Genomic DNA, 15,416 nt, shown 5'->3' on the forward strand with positions numbered 1-15,416 from the left:
GGGTGAAGGAGGCGCCCAATGAACATTCTCGACCGCTACCACGCCATGGAATACGGCCCGGCGCCGGAAGCCCGCAACGAGGCCGATGCATGGCTTGCCGCGCGCGATTTCGGCAAGGCGCTGTTCATCGGCGGCGACTGGAAAGCCGCGTCCGGCGGCAAGACTTTCGAAACCAGCGAGCCGTCTTCCGGCAAGCTGCTGGCCAAGATATCCGACGCCAATGCCGTCGACATCGACGCGGCGGTTGCGGCGGCCACCAAGGCGCTGCCGAAGTGGTCGGCAGCCTCGGGCTATCAGCGCGCCAAGGTGCTTTATGCCATCGGCCGCGCCATGCAGCGCCACCAGCGCCTGTTCGCAGTGCTTGAGACCATCGACAACGGCAAGCCGATCCGCGAAAGCCGCGACATCGACGTGCCGCTGGCGATCCGCCATTTCATACACCATGCCGGTTGGGCGCAGGCGCTGGACAAGGATTTCCCCGGCCACAAGGGTGTCGGCGTGGTCGGCCAGATCATCCCGTGGAACTTTCCGCTGCTGATGCTGGCCTGGAAGATCGCGCCGGCCCTCGCCGCCGGCTGCACCGTGGTGCTGAAGCCGGCCGAGTTCACGCCGCTGACATCAATCCTGTTTGCTGAGATCTGCGAGCGCGCCGGCGTGCCGAAAGGTGTCGTCAACATCGTGCAGGGCGGTCCTGAGGCCGGCGGGGCCATCGTCAACCATCCCGGCATCCAGAAGATCGCCTTTACCGGTTCTTCCGAAGTCGGCAAGATCATCCGGAAAGCCACCGCCGGCTCGGGCAAGAAACTGTCGCTGGAACTTGGCGGCAAGTCGGCCTTCATCGTCTTCGAGGATGCCGATCTCGACAGCGCCGTCGAAGGCCTGGTCGACGGTATCTGGTTCAACCAGGGCCAGGTATGCTGCGCCGGTTCGCGACTGCTGGTCCAGGAAGGCATCGCCGACGCCCTGATCGCCAAGGTCAAGACGCGGATGAGCCGGCTGCGCGTCGGCAGCCCGCTCGACAAGAACACCGATATCGGCCCGCTGGTCGACGCCACACAGCTCGAGCGCGTCAAGGGCCTGGTCGCCGAAGGTGCCAGGCAGGGCGCCGTCTGCTGGCAGCCGGATGCGGCGCTGCCGTCTTCCGGCTACTACCATCTGCCGACGCTCGCCACAGGTGTTTCGCCGGCTAACATATTGGCGCAAGAAGAGGTGTTCGGCCCTGTTCTGGCGACCATGACCTTCCGCAATACCGAGGAAGCGATCGAGCTCGCCAACAACACGCGCTATGGCCTCGCCGCCTCGGTGTGGAGCGAGAACGTCAACCTTGCCCTGCACGTCGCGCCGCAATTGAAGGCCGGCGTGGTCTGGGTCAACGGCACCAACATGTTCGACGCCGCCTGCGGCTTCGGCGGCTACCGCGAGAGCGGTTTCGGTCGCGAAGGCGGGCGCGAGGGCATGTTCGAATATCTCGCGGCGAAACTGCCGCTCGGCCAGATCATCAAGCCGGCGACGACCTCCGCACAGCCAGTCGAGCAGGCCGACGGCTCGGCAATCGACCGCACGGCAAAGCTATTCATCGGCGGCAAGCAGGTACGGCCGGACGGCAATTATTCGCTGGCTGTCGCCACCGCCAAGGGCAAGCTGGCCGGTGAGGTTGGTCTCGGCAGCCGCAAGGATATCCGCGATGCTGTCTCCGCAGCCCGCGCCTGTAGGGGCTGGCCCGAGGCGACCGCCTATAACCGCAGTCAGGTGCTTTACTATCTGGCCGAAAATCTCTCCGGCCGCGCCGCCGAGTTTGCCGCCCGCCTCACCGAGCTGACCGGCGCCAGCGCCAAGGCCGCGCGGGAAGAAGTAGAACAGTCCATAGAGCGCCTCTTCCTCTATGCCGGTCTGGCCGACAAGTTCGAGGGCCGCGTGCACCAGCCGCCGGCGCGTGCCGTGACGCTGGCGCTTCATGAACCGGTCGGCGTCGTCGGCATCGTCGCCCCCGACAGCTCGCCGCTGCTCGGCCTGATCTCGCTGGTCGCACCGGCGCTGGCCATGGGCAACACCGTGGTCGCGGTGCCTTCGGAGCGCTATCCGCTGCTGGCCACCGATCTCTACCAGGTCATCGAATATTCCGACGTTCCCTCAGGCGCCATCAACATCGTCACCGGTCGCAGCGCCGAACTTGCCGGCGTGCTGGCCAAGCATGACGATGTCGACGGGCTCTGGGTGTTCGCCGATGCTGAGACCTGCGCCCAGGCGGAAGCCGAGTCCATCGGCAACCTCAAGCGCATCTGGAGCGGAAATGGCCGCGGCCTCGACTGGGCATCCGACGAAGCCGCCGGCGACGCCTTCCTGCGCCGCGCCGTCGAGGTCAAGAATGTCTGGGTGCCTTACGGCGATTAATGTATGTCGCCCAAAAGTGCGCAGCGGTTTTGGGGCAACGACATATATAAAGGCAAAGAGCCAAAGCGCGTCGCGCGCTTTGAGCTCCCCCCGGTGCTGTCGAGACCGTGTTCGGGGTTGACGCACGGACAGATGTTCTTTAACGAGAAAAAACATCTTTATCAGTGAACGATCAACGGCGCAGGCTGCACGATCATGCGTGACTGGCACATGACGCCTTGGCCAGCCGCAGGTAGACCCGAACTATCCCAGTGGACGAGGAGAACAGTATGGCGGATCTGGCAGGCAAGGTCGTTGTCGTCACGGCAGCGGCGCAAGGCATCGGCAAGGCGAGCGCACTGGCCTTCGCAAAAGCTGGCGCCATCGTCTACGCCACCGACATCAACGAGGCCCTGCTGGCGGAACTCGCCAAGACGCCGGGGATCAAGACCCGCAAGCTGGACGTGCTCAACGACGAAGCCGTCAACGCCGCCTTTGCCGAGATCGGTGTCGTCGACGTGCTGTTCAACTGCGCCGGTTTCGTCCATTCGGGCTCGATCCTGGAGATGAAGGACGGCGACCTCGATTTCGCGCTGAACCTCAATGTTCGCGCCATGATCCGCACCAGCCGGGCTGTGCTGCCCGGCATGCTGGAACGCGGCGACGGATCGATCATCAACATGGCCTCGCTGGCCAGTTCGACCAAGGGCGTGCCCAACCGCTTCGTCTATGGCCTGACCAAGGCCGCCGTCATCGGCCTGACCAAGGCGATCGCCGCCGACTATGTCGGCAAGGGCATACGCTGCAACGCCATTTGCCCCGGCACGGTCGAGAGCCCGTCGCTGCAGGACCGCATGCACGCGCAAGGCGACTACGATGCCGCCCGCGCCGCCTTCATCGCCCGCCAGCCAATGGGCCGGCTCGGCACGCCGGAGGAAATCGCCGATCTCGCCGTCTATCTGGCCGGCGCCACCTACACGTCCGGGCAGGCCTACAATATCGACGGCGGCTGGTCGATCTGACTGCGGAAATCATACGCGAGCAGGACGATCTGGCCCTTTCCCGGCGTTTAACAGGGGATCGAAGAGTCTGAAAATCCCGCGCGCCGGCTATCTTGTATGGCGATCGCGCTTGTCCGTAGTCAGGTCGATGGGTACGGTCCGCCGGTTCCTTGAAGGAGCATCGCCTTGGCGGAAAGTTTGCAAAGGGCCACGAGGCCGCAATCAGGAGAAGGATTTAGATGAAACTGCTGCGCTATGGCGAGGTGGGAAGCGAACGTCCCGGCCTGCTCGATGCGGATGGAACGATCCGTGATCTCTCCGCTCACGTCACCGATATCGGCGGCAAGACGCTCGACCCGGCATCGCTGGCTGCACTGGCCAAGCTGGATCCCAAGTCGCTACCGGCGGTTTCCGGCAGCCCGCGCCTCGGCGCCTGCGTTACCGGAACCGGCAAGTTCATCTGCATCGGCCTCAACTATTCCGACCACGCCGCCGAGACCGGCGCCACCGTGCCGCCGGAGCCGATCATTTTCATGAAGGCAAGCTCGGCCATTGTCGGGCCGGATGACGACGTGCTGATCCCGCGCGGCTCGGAGAAAACCGACTGGGAAGTCGAACTGGCCGTGGTCATCGGCAAAACCGCCAAATATGTCAGCGAGGCCGATGCGCTCGACTATGTCGCCGGCTATAGCGTTGCCCACGATGTCTCCGAACGCGCCTTCCAGGCCGAGCGCCAGGGCCAGTGGACCAAGGGCAAGTCCTGCGACACGTTCGGCCCGACCGGCCCGTGGTTGGTGACCAAGGACGAGGTAGCCGATCCGCAGAACCTCAAAATGTGGCTGACCGTCAACGGCAAGACGATGCAGAACGGCTCGACCAAGACCATGGTCTATGGCGTCAAGTATCTGGTTTCCTATCTCAGCCAGTTCATGTCGCTGCACCCCGGCGACATTATTTCGACAGGCACGCCGCCCGGCGTCGGGCTCGGCATGAAGCCGCCGGTGTTCTTGAAGGCCGGCGATGTCGTGGAGCTGGGCATCGAAGGGCTGGGCCAGCAGAAGCAGACGTTCAAGGCTGACGTGTAGGCTTCTCTGTTCTCTCCTTGTGTCTCTGGAATGAGAAGAGGAAGGGGCGGTTTCGCGCCTTTCCTCTACCCCGTCGATCGGGGGAGAGGTGGCGAGCGAAGCTCGACGGAGTGGGGGCTCGATCCGCTCGTCTGTCGAAGCGACTGTACTGACACGTCAGTCCCTATCCTATGGCGGTTTTGGCTTGGGTCCAGGTCTTCCCCCACTCCGTCGCCGCTTCGCGGCGCCACCTCTCCCCCCTCCGGAGGGAGAGGAAAGGAAGAGGGTGTCAAGCTACTTCAACACCTTCCCATCAGCGCCAAACCGATACGTCTTCGCCGGATCCGGCGTCGCATACAGCGTGGCACCCGGCTCGGCATCATAAACACCAAAGATCCGCACGGTGATCAGCCCCGCCTTCTCGCAGTCGAGATACAGATTGGTGTCGGCGCCGAGATGCTCGGCGTGCACCACCGTTCCCTTCCAGGCGCCGGATTTCGGATCGACGGTCAAATGTTCCGGCCGCACGCCGATGGTCTTGGCGGTTTCGCCGAGGCGGGCGCCGTCGACGAAATTCATCTTCGGTGAGCCGATGAAGCCGGCGACGAACTCATTTGCCGGCGAATTGTAGAGCTCCATCGGGCCGCCGATCTGCTCAATCCTGCCGGCATTGAGCACGACGATCTTGTCGGCCAGCGTCATCGCCTCGACCTGGTCGTGGGTGACGTAGATCATCGTTGCCTTCAGCCGGCGATGCAGCTGCGCGATCTCCAGCCGCGTGTTGACGCGCAGTGCCGCATCGAGGTTCGAAAGCGGCTCGTCGAAGAGAAAAAGCTTTGGCTCGCGCACCACGGCGCGGCCGATGGCGACGCGCTGGCGCTGGCCGCCGGAGAGTTCGGCCGGCCGTCTTTCGAGATAGGGCTCCAGCGACAGCATCGATGACGCGATGCCGATGCGGCGCTCGATTTCGGCCGCCGGCGTTCCTGCCTGCTTGAGGCCAAGGCCCATATTGTTCTTCACCGTCAGATGCGGGTAGAGCGCATAGGTCTGGAACACCATGGCGATGCCACGCTTGGCCGGCGGCGTGGCCGAGACGTCCGCGCCGTCGATGACGACGCGGCCCGAGGTCGAATCCTCCAGTCCGGCAATGACTCGGAGCAAGGTCGACTTGCCGCAGCCAGACGGGCCGACGAAGACGACGAATTCGCCGTCGTTCACTTCGAGGTTGATGCCCTTCAGCACCTCGACCGGCCCGAAGGCCTTTTTCACGTTCTCAATGTTCAGCGAGCCCACGGCGATCCTCCGGATTGGAATGTGGGCGCGAATGCAACCCGTGACGACAATTCTGCGGTCACAATCGCACCGCCTTTCCACTGCGCACGCTCTCGTCTGCGGCAAGGCAGACGGCGAGCGATTTGACCGCGTCGTCCATATGTTTGGTGAGATCCAGATCCTCGCGGATCGCCTTCAGCACGAAGGCCTGTTCGAGGTCGCAGAGGTCCTGATGGCCGGGTTCGCCTGCCATCGACAGCATTTCGTCGGCCTTGAGAAACTTGCCGTCCGCGCCGGTCGCGGCGCTGTGCAGGCGAATGGTCGAGGTCTTGGTGTGGGTGTCGATGTCGTCGGACTTGACGCCTTCCTTCATCACGATCGATACGCAGCCCTTGGGCGAGATCACGTCTTTCACGAAGAACGCCGTTTCCGAAATCATCGGCCCCCAGCCGGCCTCATACCAGCCGACCGACCCGTCATCGAACAGCACCTGCAGATGGCCGTAATTGTACATCGAGGGTGCCACCTCCTCGGTCAGCCGCACGCCCATGCCACGCACCTCGATCGGTTTGGCATCGGTGATCTGCAGCATGACGTCGAGATAGTGCACGCCGCAGTCGACGATCGGCGACGTCGTCTGCATCAACTGCTTGTGCGTCTCCCAGGTGTGGCCCGAGGATTGCTGGTTGAGGTTCATGCGGAAGACATAGGGGCCGCCGAGCTTGCGGGCCTCGGCGATCAGCCTGATCCAGGACGGGTGATGGCGCAGGATATAGCCGATCACCAGTTTTCTGCCATTGGCCTTCGCCGCCGCGACGACGCGCTTGGCGTCGGCCACGGTCGTTGCCAGCGGCTTTTCGACGAAGACATGGCAGCCGGCCTCGAACGCTTTTACCGCATAGTCGGCATGGCTGTCGGAATAGGTGGCGATGCAAGCGACATCGGGCTTTTCGTCACGCAGGGCGTCATCGAAGGAGCGCCTGATGCCGTAACCCGACAGCCCGTCCGGCAGCGGCACGTCGGAGCGGTTGATCAGCGCTGCGATCTCGAAACCCGGATTGGTGTGATAGGCCAGCGCATGGCTGCGGCCCATATTGCCGAGGCCGGCAACGACGACGCGAAGAGGTGTTTCAGAGTTCACTTGACGGCTCCGGACGTGATGCCGCGGATCAGCTGCCGCGAGAAGATGACGTAGAGGATCAGCACCGGCATGATCGCCAGCGACAGGGCCGCCAGGATGGCGTTCCAGTTGGTGACGAACTGGCCGAGGAACAGCTGGGCGCCGAGCGTCACCGTCTTGGTTTCCTCCGACGGCGCCAGGATCAGCGGGAACCACAGGTCGTTCCAGATCGGGATCATGGTGAAGACGGCGACGGTTGCCATCGATGGCCTGACCAGCGGCAGCACCAGGCGGAAGAAGATGGTGTATTCGGACAGGCCGTCGATACGGCCGGCATTCTTCAGATCGTCGGACACCTGCTTCATGAATTCCGACAGGATGAACACGGCAAGCGGCAGGCCCTGCGCGGTGTAGACCAGGATCAGCGCCGTCAGCGTGTTGACCAGCCCGCTCGCCACCATCAATTGCAGGATGGCGACGGTGCCCAGCCGGATCGGGATCATAATGCCGAGCGCCAGATAAAGCCCCATCAGCGAGCTGCCGCGGAAGCGGTATTCCGACAGCGCGAACGCCGCCATGGCGCCGAACAACAGCACGAAGAACAGCGAGGCGACGGTGACGACGAGGCTGTTCTGGAAATAGTGGATGAAGTCGCCCTGGCCGATCACCGTCGTGTAGCCGATCAGGTCGAAGGTTTTGGGCGTCGGCGGCGTCAGCGGCGCGCCGAAGATGCCCGCGCGCGACTTGAACGAGTTCATGATGACGAGGATCACCGGAAACAGCGCGATCGCCGTGTAGGTCAACAGGATCGCGTGGGCGCCGATGGTGCGGGGCACGGAACGGGTGGCGGTGCTCATTGGGAGGTCTCCTGACGCACACTTCCAAGGAATGGCGCCAAGGCACCCCCCTCTGTCCTGCCGGACATCTCCCCCGCAAGGGGGGAGATCGGATGTCGCGACTGCTTTCGCCAATCACCGACGCAGCAAGATGGCCGGCAAGGCCAACGCTGCCAATCTCCCCCCTTGCGGGGGAGATGGCCGGCAGGCCAGAGGGGGGTGTTCAAGCTCGACATCTCGCCCCTCAGAACTGGTAGCGACGCAGGCGCGTCTGGACGAGGAAGAGGTAGACGCAGACGCCGCCGAGGATGATCAGGAACATCATCGTGGCAATCGCCGCGCCCATATTGGGGTCGCCGGTCTGCAGCTGGAAGCCGAAGAAGGCGCGGTAGAGGAAGGTGCCGAGAATGTCGGTCGAATAGTTCGGCCCGGCGAGCGCGCCTTGCGCGGTGTAGATCAGGTCGAAGGCGTTGAAATTGCCGACGAAGGTGAGGATCGAGATAATGCCGATCGACGGCAGGATCAGCGGCAGCTTGATCTTCCAGAACTGTGAAAGGCCGGTAATCCCATCGCATTCGGCGGCCTCGATCACCTCTTCGGGGATCGACAGCAGGGCGGCATAGATCAGCATCATCGGGATGCCGACGAACTGCCACACCGAGATCAGGCTGAGTGCGGTCAGTGCATATTGCTCCTTGCCGAGCCACGGCGTGAACAGGCTTTTGAGGCCGACGAGATCCATCAGATGCGGCGCCACGCCCCACAACGGGGACAGGATCAGCTTCCAGGCGAAACCGACGATGACGAAGGACAGGATGGTCGGCACGAAGATCGCCGTGCGGTAGAAGGCCGCGAACCTCAGTCTCGGGCTGGACAGCAGGGCGGCCAGCATGACGCCGATCGGGTTCTGCACGATCATGTGGATGATGAAGAACCAGGTGTTGTTCCTGAGCGCGTTCCAGAAACCCACCGACCAGTTGGGGTCGCCGAACAGCGTGCGGAAGTTTTGCAGCCCGACGAAGACCTGATGCTGCTCGATGTTGCGGAACAGCGACAGCTGCAGCGTGCCGGCGAGCGGCAGGATCATGATCGCCGAGTAGACGAGCACCGCCGGCGCCAGGAAGATGCCGATGTGCCAGCGGAACGGTCTTTTCGGTCTGATATCTGCGGCCATGAGTTCGGTCCCCGCCGTCTCTCGGTTCCAAAGGGTATCGATCTAGATGATGCCTCGATGCACGGCCCTGACATCCTTACCGGATGCGGCAAGAACAAGGCCTGCGACTGATCAGCTAGCCTTCCCCACAACAGTGAGGGTAAGGCCGGGAGGCGGTGCCGACAATCGCAATCTGAATAGGTGCACTGTGAAGGAGGTGGTCCGGAACCGGCCAGGCGTGCGCCCGGCCGGCTCCGTTGCCTGAGCTCTACTTCGCCGGCTTGTACCAGCTGTCGAGGCCGGTCTGCAGCTTCTTGGCGGCAGCTTCCGGCGTATCGGTGCCGTTGATGACGTTGGCCGATTCGACCCAGGTCTCGTTCTCGAGGTTCGGCGTGCCGCGCGACAGGATCTGGTAGGTCGAACGGATCGTCGGCTTGCACTTGGCGCGCCAGGAGACGAATTCCTGCGCCAGCGGGTCTGCCATCTTCACCGGCGCGGAGTTCAGGCTGAAGAAGCCCGGCAGCGCGTTGGCGTAGATGGTGGCGAAATCCGGCGAAGCGACCCAGGACAGGAAGGTCTTGGCCGGATCGGCGTTCTTCGAAGCCGCATTCAGGCCCATGCCGATATCGGTATGGTCGGAGATGTAGCAGGTGTCGCCGGCCTTCTCGACCGGCGGCGGGAAGGCGCCCATCTTGAACTGCGCCTGGGTGTTGAACAGGCCGATTTCCCACGAGCCGGCCGGGTAGATGGCGGCGCGGCCGAGCGTGAACAGGTTCTGACTATCCGGATAGGTCTGCGCCTCGAAGCCGTCGCCGAGATAAGGCTTCCACTTGGCCAGTTCCTCATAGGGCGCGACCCAGTCCTTGTCGGTCAGCTTTTGCTCGCCCTTGATCAGCGCCGCGCGGCCGTCCTCGCCCTTCCAGTAGTTGGGGCCGATGTTCTGGTAGCCCATGGTCGCGGCTTCCCAGAGATCCTTGGTGCCCATCGCCATCGGGATGTAGGTGCCGTCGGCCTTGATCTTGTCGAGCGCGGCGAAGAACTCGTCGCGGGTCTCCGGCACCTTGATGCCGAGCTTGTCGAAGGCGTCCTTGTTGTAGATGAAGCCGTGGATGACCGAGGCCATCGGCACGCAGAAGCTCGCCTTACCGTCGTCGGTCTGCCAGGCGGATTTGGCGACGGGTGAGAAGTTCTCCATGCCGGGTAATGCCGAGAGGTCGGCAAGGTTGCCCTTCTTGAACAGCTCGAGCGACTTGTCGAATGGGCGGCAGGTGATCAGGTCGCCCGCCGAACCGGCGGCGAGCTTGGCGCCCAGCGCCGCGTCATATTCGGTCGGAGCCGACGGCGCGAACACCACCTTGATGCCCGGGTTTTTGGCTTCGAAGGCCGGGATCAGCTTGTCCTTCCAGATGGCAAGGTCGTCACCGCGCCAGCTTTCGATGTTGAGCGTTACGTCTGCGGCATAAGCCACCCCGGCCGAGCCGAGAATGCTGGTGCCCAAAAGCAGTGCCGTCAGTAGTTTCGTTGTCATGCTCAGTCTCCCTGTTGACCTTTTTCAGGTTCGGTTTTGATGAGAACGGAGGCAGTGCGCCCTTTGCTCCCCTCTATCGCGGAAAGGGCCGGCCGCAGCTTCTGGCCGGCCTCTTCCAGTATCTTCTGCGCCGCGTCAGTGCTGTCGGCGCCGGCGGCGAGCAGAATGGCGGTCTTGACCGCGCCGCCGCTCTTCTCGAGCAGGCGGGCCGCCTCGTCCGTGTCGCGCCCGCTGACGGCGGCGACGATGCGCGCCGCGCGGTCGCGCAGCTTGATGTTGTCGGCCATGAGATTGACCATGTAGCCGTCATGCACATGGCCGAGATGGATTGCGGTCAGCGTCGACAGCATGTTGAGCGCGATCTTCTGGGCGGTGCCGGCGCCCATGCGCGTGGAGCCGGCGATCAGCTCCGGTGGCGTTTCGAGCAGGATGGCGGTTTGTGCCTGGCGCAGCAGCGCAGAGTCCCTGTTGTTGGCGATACCGATGGTGGCAGCGCCGCGGCGCGCCGCTTCCTCGATGGCCCGCACCGCATAAGGCGTCGTGCCACTGGCGGAAATGGCGATCAGGCAGTCGCCCTTGCGGAGGCCCGCCTTGGCGACCGCTGCCGCGGCCTCCTCGGCATCGTCTTCCGGCCCGCCGGCCAATGTGCGGAAGGCGTCGTCGCCGCCGGCGATCAGGATGGCAATACGGTCACGATGAATGCCGAAGGTGCCCGGAAGCTCCAGCGCATCGGCCAGTGCCATCAGGCCTGAGCTGCCGGCCGCGGCGTAGGCAAGCTTGCCCCCGCTCTTCAGCCTGCCCGCGATGATCTCGGCGGCCCTGGCAATGGATGGAATGGCATGGCGCACGACCTTCGCGGCTTCGATCTGCGCGTCGGCCAAATAGGAAAGGACGGTGTCCGGGGCCTGGATATCCAGCCCCTCGGCATTTTTGTGAAGCGCTTCGGTGCGCGTTTCGGCCATCCCGGTTCCTCCAATACCAGAACAATACCAAAAAAATACCACTTGTCCACACGCATTAACGAATTCGCTGGTCGGAAATCGCTGAGCCGACGAGATACGCAGATTTTCCAATAAAATACGGCTTAATCTTTTTGAAACGGAAATTAACCCTTGGCTATTGGTATTTTATTGGTATTGTCCGCCTGGAGGAGAAATCACGTGAATTTCGTGCTCGGAATCGATGGCGGCGGCACCAGCTGCAGGGCCGCCCTGGCAACGGCGGACGGCATGGTGATCGGCCGCGCCAAAAGCGGCGCCGCCAACATCCGCACCGACCTGACCGGCGCCCGCTCGAACATCGTCGAGGCCGCGCGGCAGGCGTTCCTCGCCGCCGGGCAGGATGCGGAATTGATCCCGCGAACTCCCGCAATTCTCGGCCTTGCCGGCGCCAATGTCGGCACCTACCGTCAGCAGCTCGAAGCGATCCTGCCGTTCAGCATCAGCCGCGTCGAGACCGACGCCGAGATCGCACTGGAAGGCGCTGTCGGCTCCGGCGACGGCGCCATGGCGATCCTCGGCACCGGCACCGCCTATATGGCGCGCAGACAAGGCAAATCGCGCGCCATCGGCGGCTGGGGCTTCCAGGTTGGCGACCAGGGCAGCGGCGCCCGTATCGGCCGCGACCTGCTCGAACAGACACTGCTTGCCTATGACGGCGTCCGCGAAGGTTCGCCGCTGACGCAGAGCATGCTGGCCGTGTTCCGCAACAACCCGGAGGACGTCGTCGAATTCACCACCAATGCCAAGCCGGGCGACTTCGGCGGCTTCGCACCCAAGGTGTTCGAGCATGCCGAGAAGGGCGACAGCGTCGCCAACTGGATCCTCGACAGGGTGGTCGCCGATGTCGAAGCCTCGCTCGGCGCGCTCGACCTTGCTGACGACGCGCCGCTGTGCCTGCTCGGCGGGCTGGCGCCGCTCTACGCGCCGCGCCTGTCTGCCCGCTACCGGGCGCTGCTGAAGCCGCCGCTCGACGACGCACTGGGCGGCGCGGTGCAGATGGCGGTTCGCCTTTTCGCCGGACACGCGGAGGCAACTCGATGAGCGACGCCGCCGACCAGATCTTCGCCACGCTCAAACATCAGGCGCAAAGCGGCGCGCCGCTTTATCTGCAGCTTCGCAAGAGCATCGAGGACGCGGTCAATCGCGGCCTGATCGGGCCGGGCGACGCGCTGCCTTCCGAGCGCGACATCGCCACCAAGGCCGATATTTCGCGGGTCACCGTGCGCAAGGCGGTGCAGGACCTCGTCAAGGGCGGCATCCTGGTGCAGCGCCACGGCTCCGGCACTTTCGTGGCGCCGCGCATGGAGCGTGTCGAACAGTCGCTGTCGCGGCTGACCTCGTTCACCGAAGACATGGCGCGGCGCGGCATGGCTGTGCGTTCGGCATGGCTCGACCGCGGCCTTTACGCACCTTCGCCCGACGAGATGATGGTGCTCGGCCTGTCCTCGAGCGAACTGGTGGCGCGCGTGGCGCGCCTGCGCATCGCCAACGACACGCCGCTGGCGATCGAGCGCGCCTCGCTGTCGGCCAGCGTGTTGCCCGATCCGGCTGATATAGGCTCCTCGCTCTATGCGGCGCTGGAATTGACCGGCAACCGGCCGGTGCGGGCGGTGCAGCGCATTTCCGCCGCCAATCTCGGCGACAGCGACGCGCGCCTGCTCGAAGTGCCGCCAGGCATTGCCGGCCTGCACATCGAACGCATTTCCTATCTGGCGAGCGGCAAGGTGATCGAATTCACCCGCTCCATCTACCGGGGCGACGCCTATGATTTCGTCGCCGAACTGCGGCTGACAGGGCCGAGCGAAGAGGGCCGACCATGAGCACGACAGAAATGACCCATATGCGGCGCGAGATCGAGGAGGTCCCGCAAGCGGTCGCCCGCCTGCTCGACGGCTCCGGCGCCGTGCTGACCGAGGCCGGGCGCGGCATCCGCGAACGCGACCCGCAGTTTGTCGTCACCGTGGCGCGCGGCTCGTCTGACCATGCCGCCACCTTCATGAAATATGCCGTCGAACTGACCGCCGGCCTCGCCGTCGCATCGGTCGGACCGTCCATCGCCTCGATTTACGGCCGCAAGCTCAGGCTCGCCGGCTCGGCCTGCCTGGCGATCTCGCAGTCGGGCAAGAGCCCCGACATCGTCGCCATGGCCGAGACGGCACGGGCCGGCGGCGCGCTGACCATCGCCATCACCAACACCGCCGATTCGCCGCTGGCGCGTGCTTCGGACTATGCAATCGATATCCTGGCCGGCCCCGAGCGCAGCGTGGCGGCCACCAAGACCTTCATCAATTCGGCCGTCGCCGGCCTCGCTCTGATGGCGCACGCCACCGGTGACGAAGCGCTGCTGGTGGCACTGGCCGGCTTGCCGGAGCATTTCCGCAAGGCGATCGCCTGCGACTGGATGAGCGTGCTGTCTGAGACGATCGAGAAACAGAAATCGCTGTTCATTCTCGGCCGCGGCCCGTCGGCGGCGATGGCCAATGAGGCGGCACTGAAGTTCAAGGAGACCTGCGGCATTCATGCGGAGGCCTACAGCGCCGCCGAAGTCATGCATGGCCCGCTGGCGCTGATCGGCCCCGATTTTCCGGTGTTGGCGCTGGCCGCGCGCGATGCGTCCGAACCGTCCATCGCCGAGGCCGCCGACAGCCTGGCGGCCAAGGGAGCGCCGGTGTTCGTCACCTCGGCACTAGGCAAACGCGCCGTGCGCCTGCCTCATGTCGCCACCGGCCATCCCCTGACCGACCCGCTGACGCTGATTGTGTCCTTCTACATGTTCGTCGAGGCCTTTGCCCGCCACCGCGGTCTTGATCCGGATACGCCGCGCAACCTTCGCAAGGTAACGGAGACAGTATGAGCGGCCGCTTTGCCCTGACCGGCGCCCGGATTTTCGACGGCGACGACTGGCATGAAGGCCACGCGCTTGTCGTGCGCGACGGTCTCGTCGAGGCCATTTTGCCCGCCGGCGCCATCGCCTCGGATATCCGCGTCGTCGACACCGGCGGCGGCGTGCTGACGCCGGGCTTCGTCGACCTGCAGGTCAATGGCGGTGGCGGCGTCATGCTCAATGACCACCCCGATGTCGCTTCGATCGAGACCATCTGCCGCGCACATGCGCCCTTCGGCACGACGGCGCTGCTGCCGACTCTGATCACCGACACATCAGACATCACCGCCGCCGCTGTCGCCGCCGGCGAGGCAGCGGCGCGCCAGAAGGTGCCTGGGTTTCTCGGACTGCATCTCGAAGGCCCGCATCTGTCGGTCGCCCGCAAGGGCGCACATGATCCGGCGCTGATCCGGCCGATGACGGACGCCGACCAGGCGATGCTGATCGCCGCGCGGCAAAAACTACCGGTGCTGCTCACCACCATTGCCCCGGAATCCGTCGAGCCGGCGCGCGTCGCGGCACTCGCCAAGGCCGGCATCATCGTCAGCCTTGGCCATTCCGATACCGGCTATGCCGCCGCCAGCGCCTTTGCAGAGGCCGGCGCCTCGATGGTCACCCATCTGTTCAACGCGATGAGCCAGATCGGCAATCGCGAACCTGGACTGGCGGGGGCTGCCATCGACATCGGCAGCTTGTCCGCCGGTCTCATCGCCGACGGCATCCATGTCGACCCGGCCACGATCAAGATCGCGCTGCGCGCAAAGCAAGGTCCCGGCAAAATCGTGCTGGTCACCGACGCCATGGCGACAATCGGCACCGACATGACGTCGTTCACACTCAACGGCCGCACCATCTATCGAAGGGATGGCAGCCTGAGGCTCGCCGACGGAACGCTGGCGGGCGCCGATCTCGATATGATCTCGGCCGTTCGTTTCATCCACCGCGTCGTCGGGGTCGAGCTTTCCGAGGCCTTGCGCATGGCCTCGCTCTATCCGGCGCAAGCAATCGGCCAGTCGCACCGGCTGGGCCGATTCGCCAACGGCACGGCCGCGGACATGGTCGCGCTGTCGGACGATCTCGACACGAAGGGCGTCTGGATCGGCGGCGAAAAGGTTTTTGCGGCCGGTTCCGCCACTGCGTTGATTTCAGGTTCAAGTCGGCTGACGTCATGAAACCTTTTGATTTTG

Annotated in this window: 13 protein-coding genes; 7 read left to right on the top strand and 6 right to left on the bottom strand. The window is 64.3% G+C overall.

The genetic code is table 11. The features are described from left to right. Positions 1 to 18 precede the first annotated feature (18 nt). The 3 genes from X735_RS153530 to X735_RS153520 all read left to right on the top strand — a co-directional run bounded on the left by X735_RS153530 (position 19) and on the right by X735_RS153520 (position 4,456). Positions 19 to 2,391, top strand: coding sequence for an aldehyde dehydrogenase family protein (locus X735_RS153530; protein WP_023810853.1), 2,373 nt, complete (start codon positions 19 to 21; stop codon positions 2,389 to 2,391). Between the two features lie 269 nt (positions 2,392 to 2,660). Further along, positions 2,661 to 3,392: an SDR family oxidoreductase gene (locus tag X735_RS153525; RefSeq protein ID WP_023810854.1), complete on the top strand. Its 732-nt coding sequence runs from the start codon at positions 2,661 to 2,663 to the stop codon at positions 3,390 to 3,392. A 218-nt stretch (positions 3,393 to 3,610) separates the two neighbouring features. After that, positions 3,611 to 4,456 (top strand): fumarylacetoacetate hydrolase family protein, encoded by an 846-nt coding sequence (locus X735_RS153520; RefSeq protein ID WP_023810855.1) that lies wholly within the window; start codon positions 3,611 to 3,613, stop codon positions 4,454 to 4,456. A 273-nt stretch (positions 4,457 to 4,729) separates the two neighbouring features. On the opposite strand, the gene X735_RS153515 is transcribed toward X735_RS153520, so the two are convergent. From X735_RS153515 to X735_RS153490, 6 genes are all read right to left on the bottom strand, one after another. Beyond that, the gene (locus X735_RS153515) at positions 4,730 to 5,728 is read right to left on the bottom strand and encodes an ABC transporter ATP-binding protein (protein WP_023810856.1); all 999 of its coding nucleotides are present in this window, start codon (positions 5,726 to 5,728) and stop codon (positions 4,730 to 4,732) included. Between the two features lie 58 nt (positions 5,729 to 5,786). Beyond that, entirely contained in the window at positions 5,787 to 6,848 is a 1,062-nt protein-coding gene (locus X735_RS153510) for a Gfo/Idh/MocA family oxidoreductase (protein ID WP_023810857.1), read from the bottom strand. After that, a complete protein-coding gene (locus X735_RS153505) occupies positions 6,845 to 7,684 on the bottom strand; it encodes a carbohydrate ABC transporter permease (protein ID WP_023810858.1) in 840 nt (279 codons plus the stop codon). Before X735_RS153505 ends, X735_RS153510 begins: the two co-directional genes overlap by 4 nt. 223 nt (positions 7,685 to 7,907) lie before the next feature. After that, on the bottom strand, positions 7,908 to 8,837 hold the full coding sequence (locus X735_RS153500) for a sugar ABC transporter permease (RefSeq protein ID WP_023810859.1): 930 nt from the start codon (positions 8,835 to 8,837) through the stop codon (positions 7,908 to 7,910). Positions 8,838 to 9,084: 247 nt separating this feature from the next. Beyond that, on the bottom strand, positions 9,085 to 10,344 hold the full coding sequence (locus X735_RS153495) for an ABC transporter substrate-binding protein (protein WP_023810860.1): 1,260 nt from the start codon (positions 10,342 to 10,344) through the stop codon (positions 9,085 to 9,087). A gap of 2 nt (positions 10,345 to 10,346) precedes the next feature. Next, entirely contained in the window at positions 10,347 to 11,306 is a 960-nt protein-coding gene (locus X735_RS153490) for an N-acetylmuramic acid 6-phosphate etherase (RefSeq protein ID WP_023810861.1), read from the bottom strand. Between the two features lie 198 nt (positions 11,307 to 11,504). Between X735_RS153490 and X735_RS153485 the strand changes: the two genes are divergently transcribed. From X735_RS153485 to nagA, 4 genes are read left to right on the top strand one after another with little or no spacing between them, the layout of a single operon-like run. Then, a complete protein-coding gene (locus X735_RS153485; RefSeq protein WP_023810862.1) occupies positions 11,505 to 12,386 on the top strand; it encodes an N-acetylglucosamine kinase in 882 nt (293 codons plus the stop codon). Continuing rightward, a complete protein-coding gene (locus tag X735_RS153480) occupies positions 12,383 to 13,165 on the top strand; it encodes a GntR family transcriptional regulator (RefSeq protein WP_023810863.1) in 783 nt (260 codons plus the stop codon). The genes X735_RS153485 and X735_RS153480 overlap by 4 nt, the downstream gene beginning before the upstream one ends. Further along, entirely contained in the window at positions 13,162 to 14,199 is a 1,038-nt protein-coding gene (locus X735_RS153475; protein WP_031213096.1) for an SIS domain-containing protein, read from the top strand. Before X735_RS153480 ends, X735_RS153475 begins: the two co-directional genes overlap by 4 nt. Further along, positions 14,196 to 15,401, top strand: coding sequence for an N-acetylglucosamine-6-phosphate deacetylase (nagA, locus tag X735_RS153470; RefSeq protein ID WP_023810865.1), 1,206 nt, complete (start codon positions 14,196 to 14,198; stop codon positions 15,399 to 15,401). The genes X735_RS153475 and nagA overlap by 4 nt, the downstream gene beginning before the upstream one ends. The last annotated feature ends 15 nt before the right edge of the window (positions 15,402 to 15,416 follow it).

The sequence above is a fragment of the Mesorhizobium sp. L2C084A000 genome, assembly GCF_000502875.1.
Classification (GTDB): Bacteria; Pseudomonadota; Alphaproteobacteria; order Rhizobiales; family Rhizobiaceae; genus Mesorhizobium.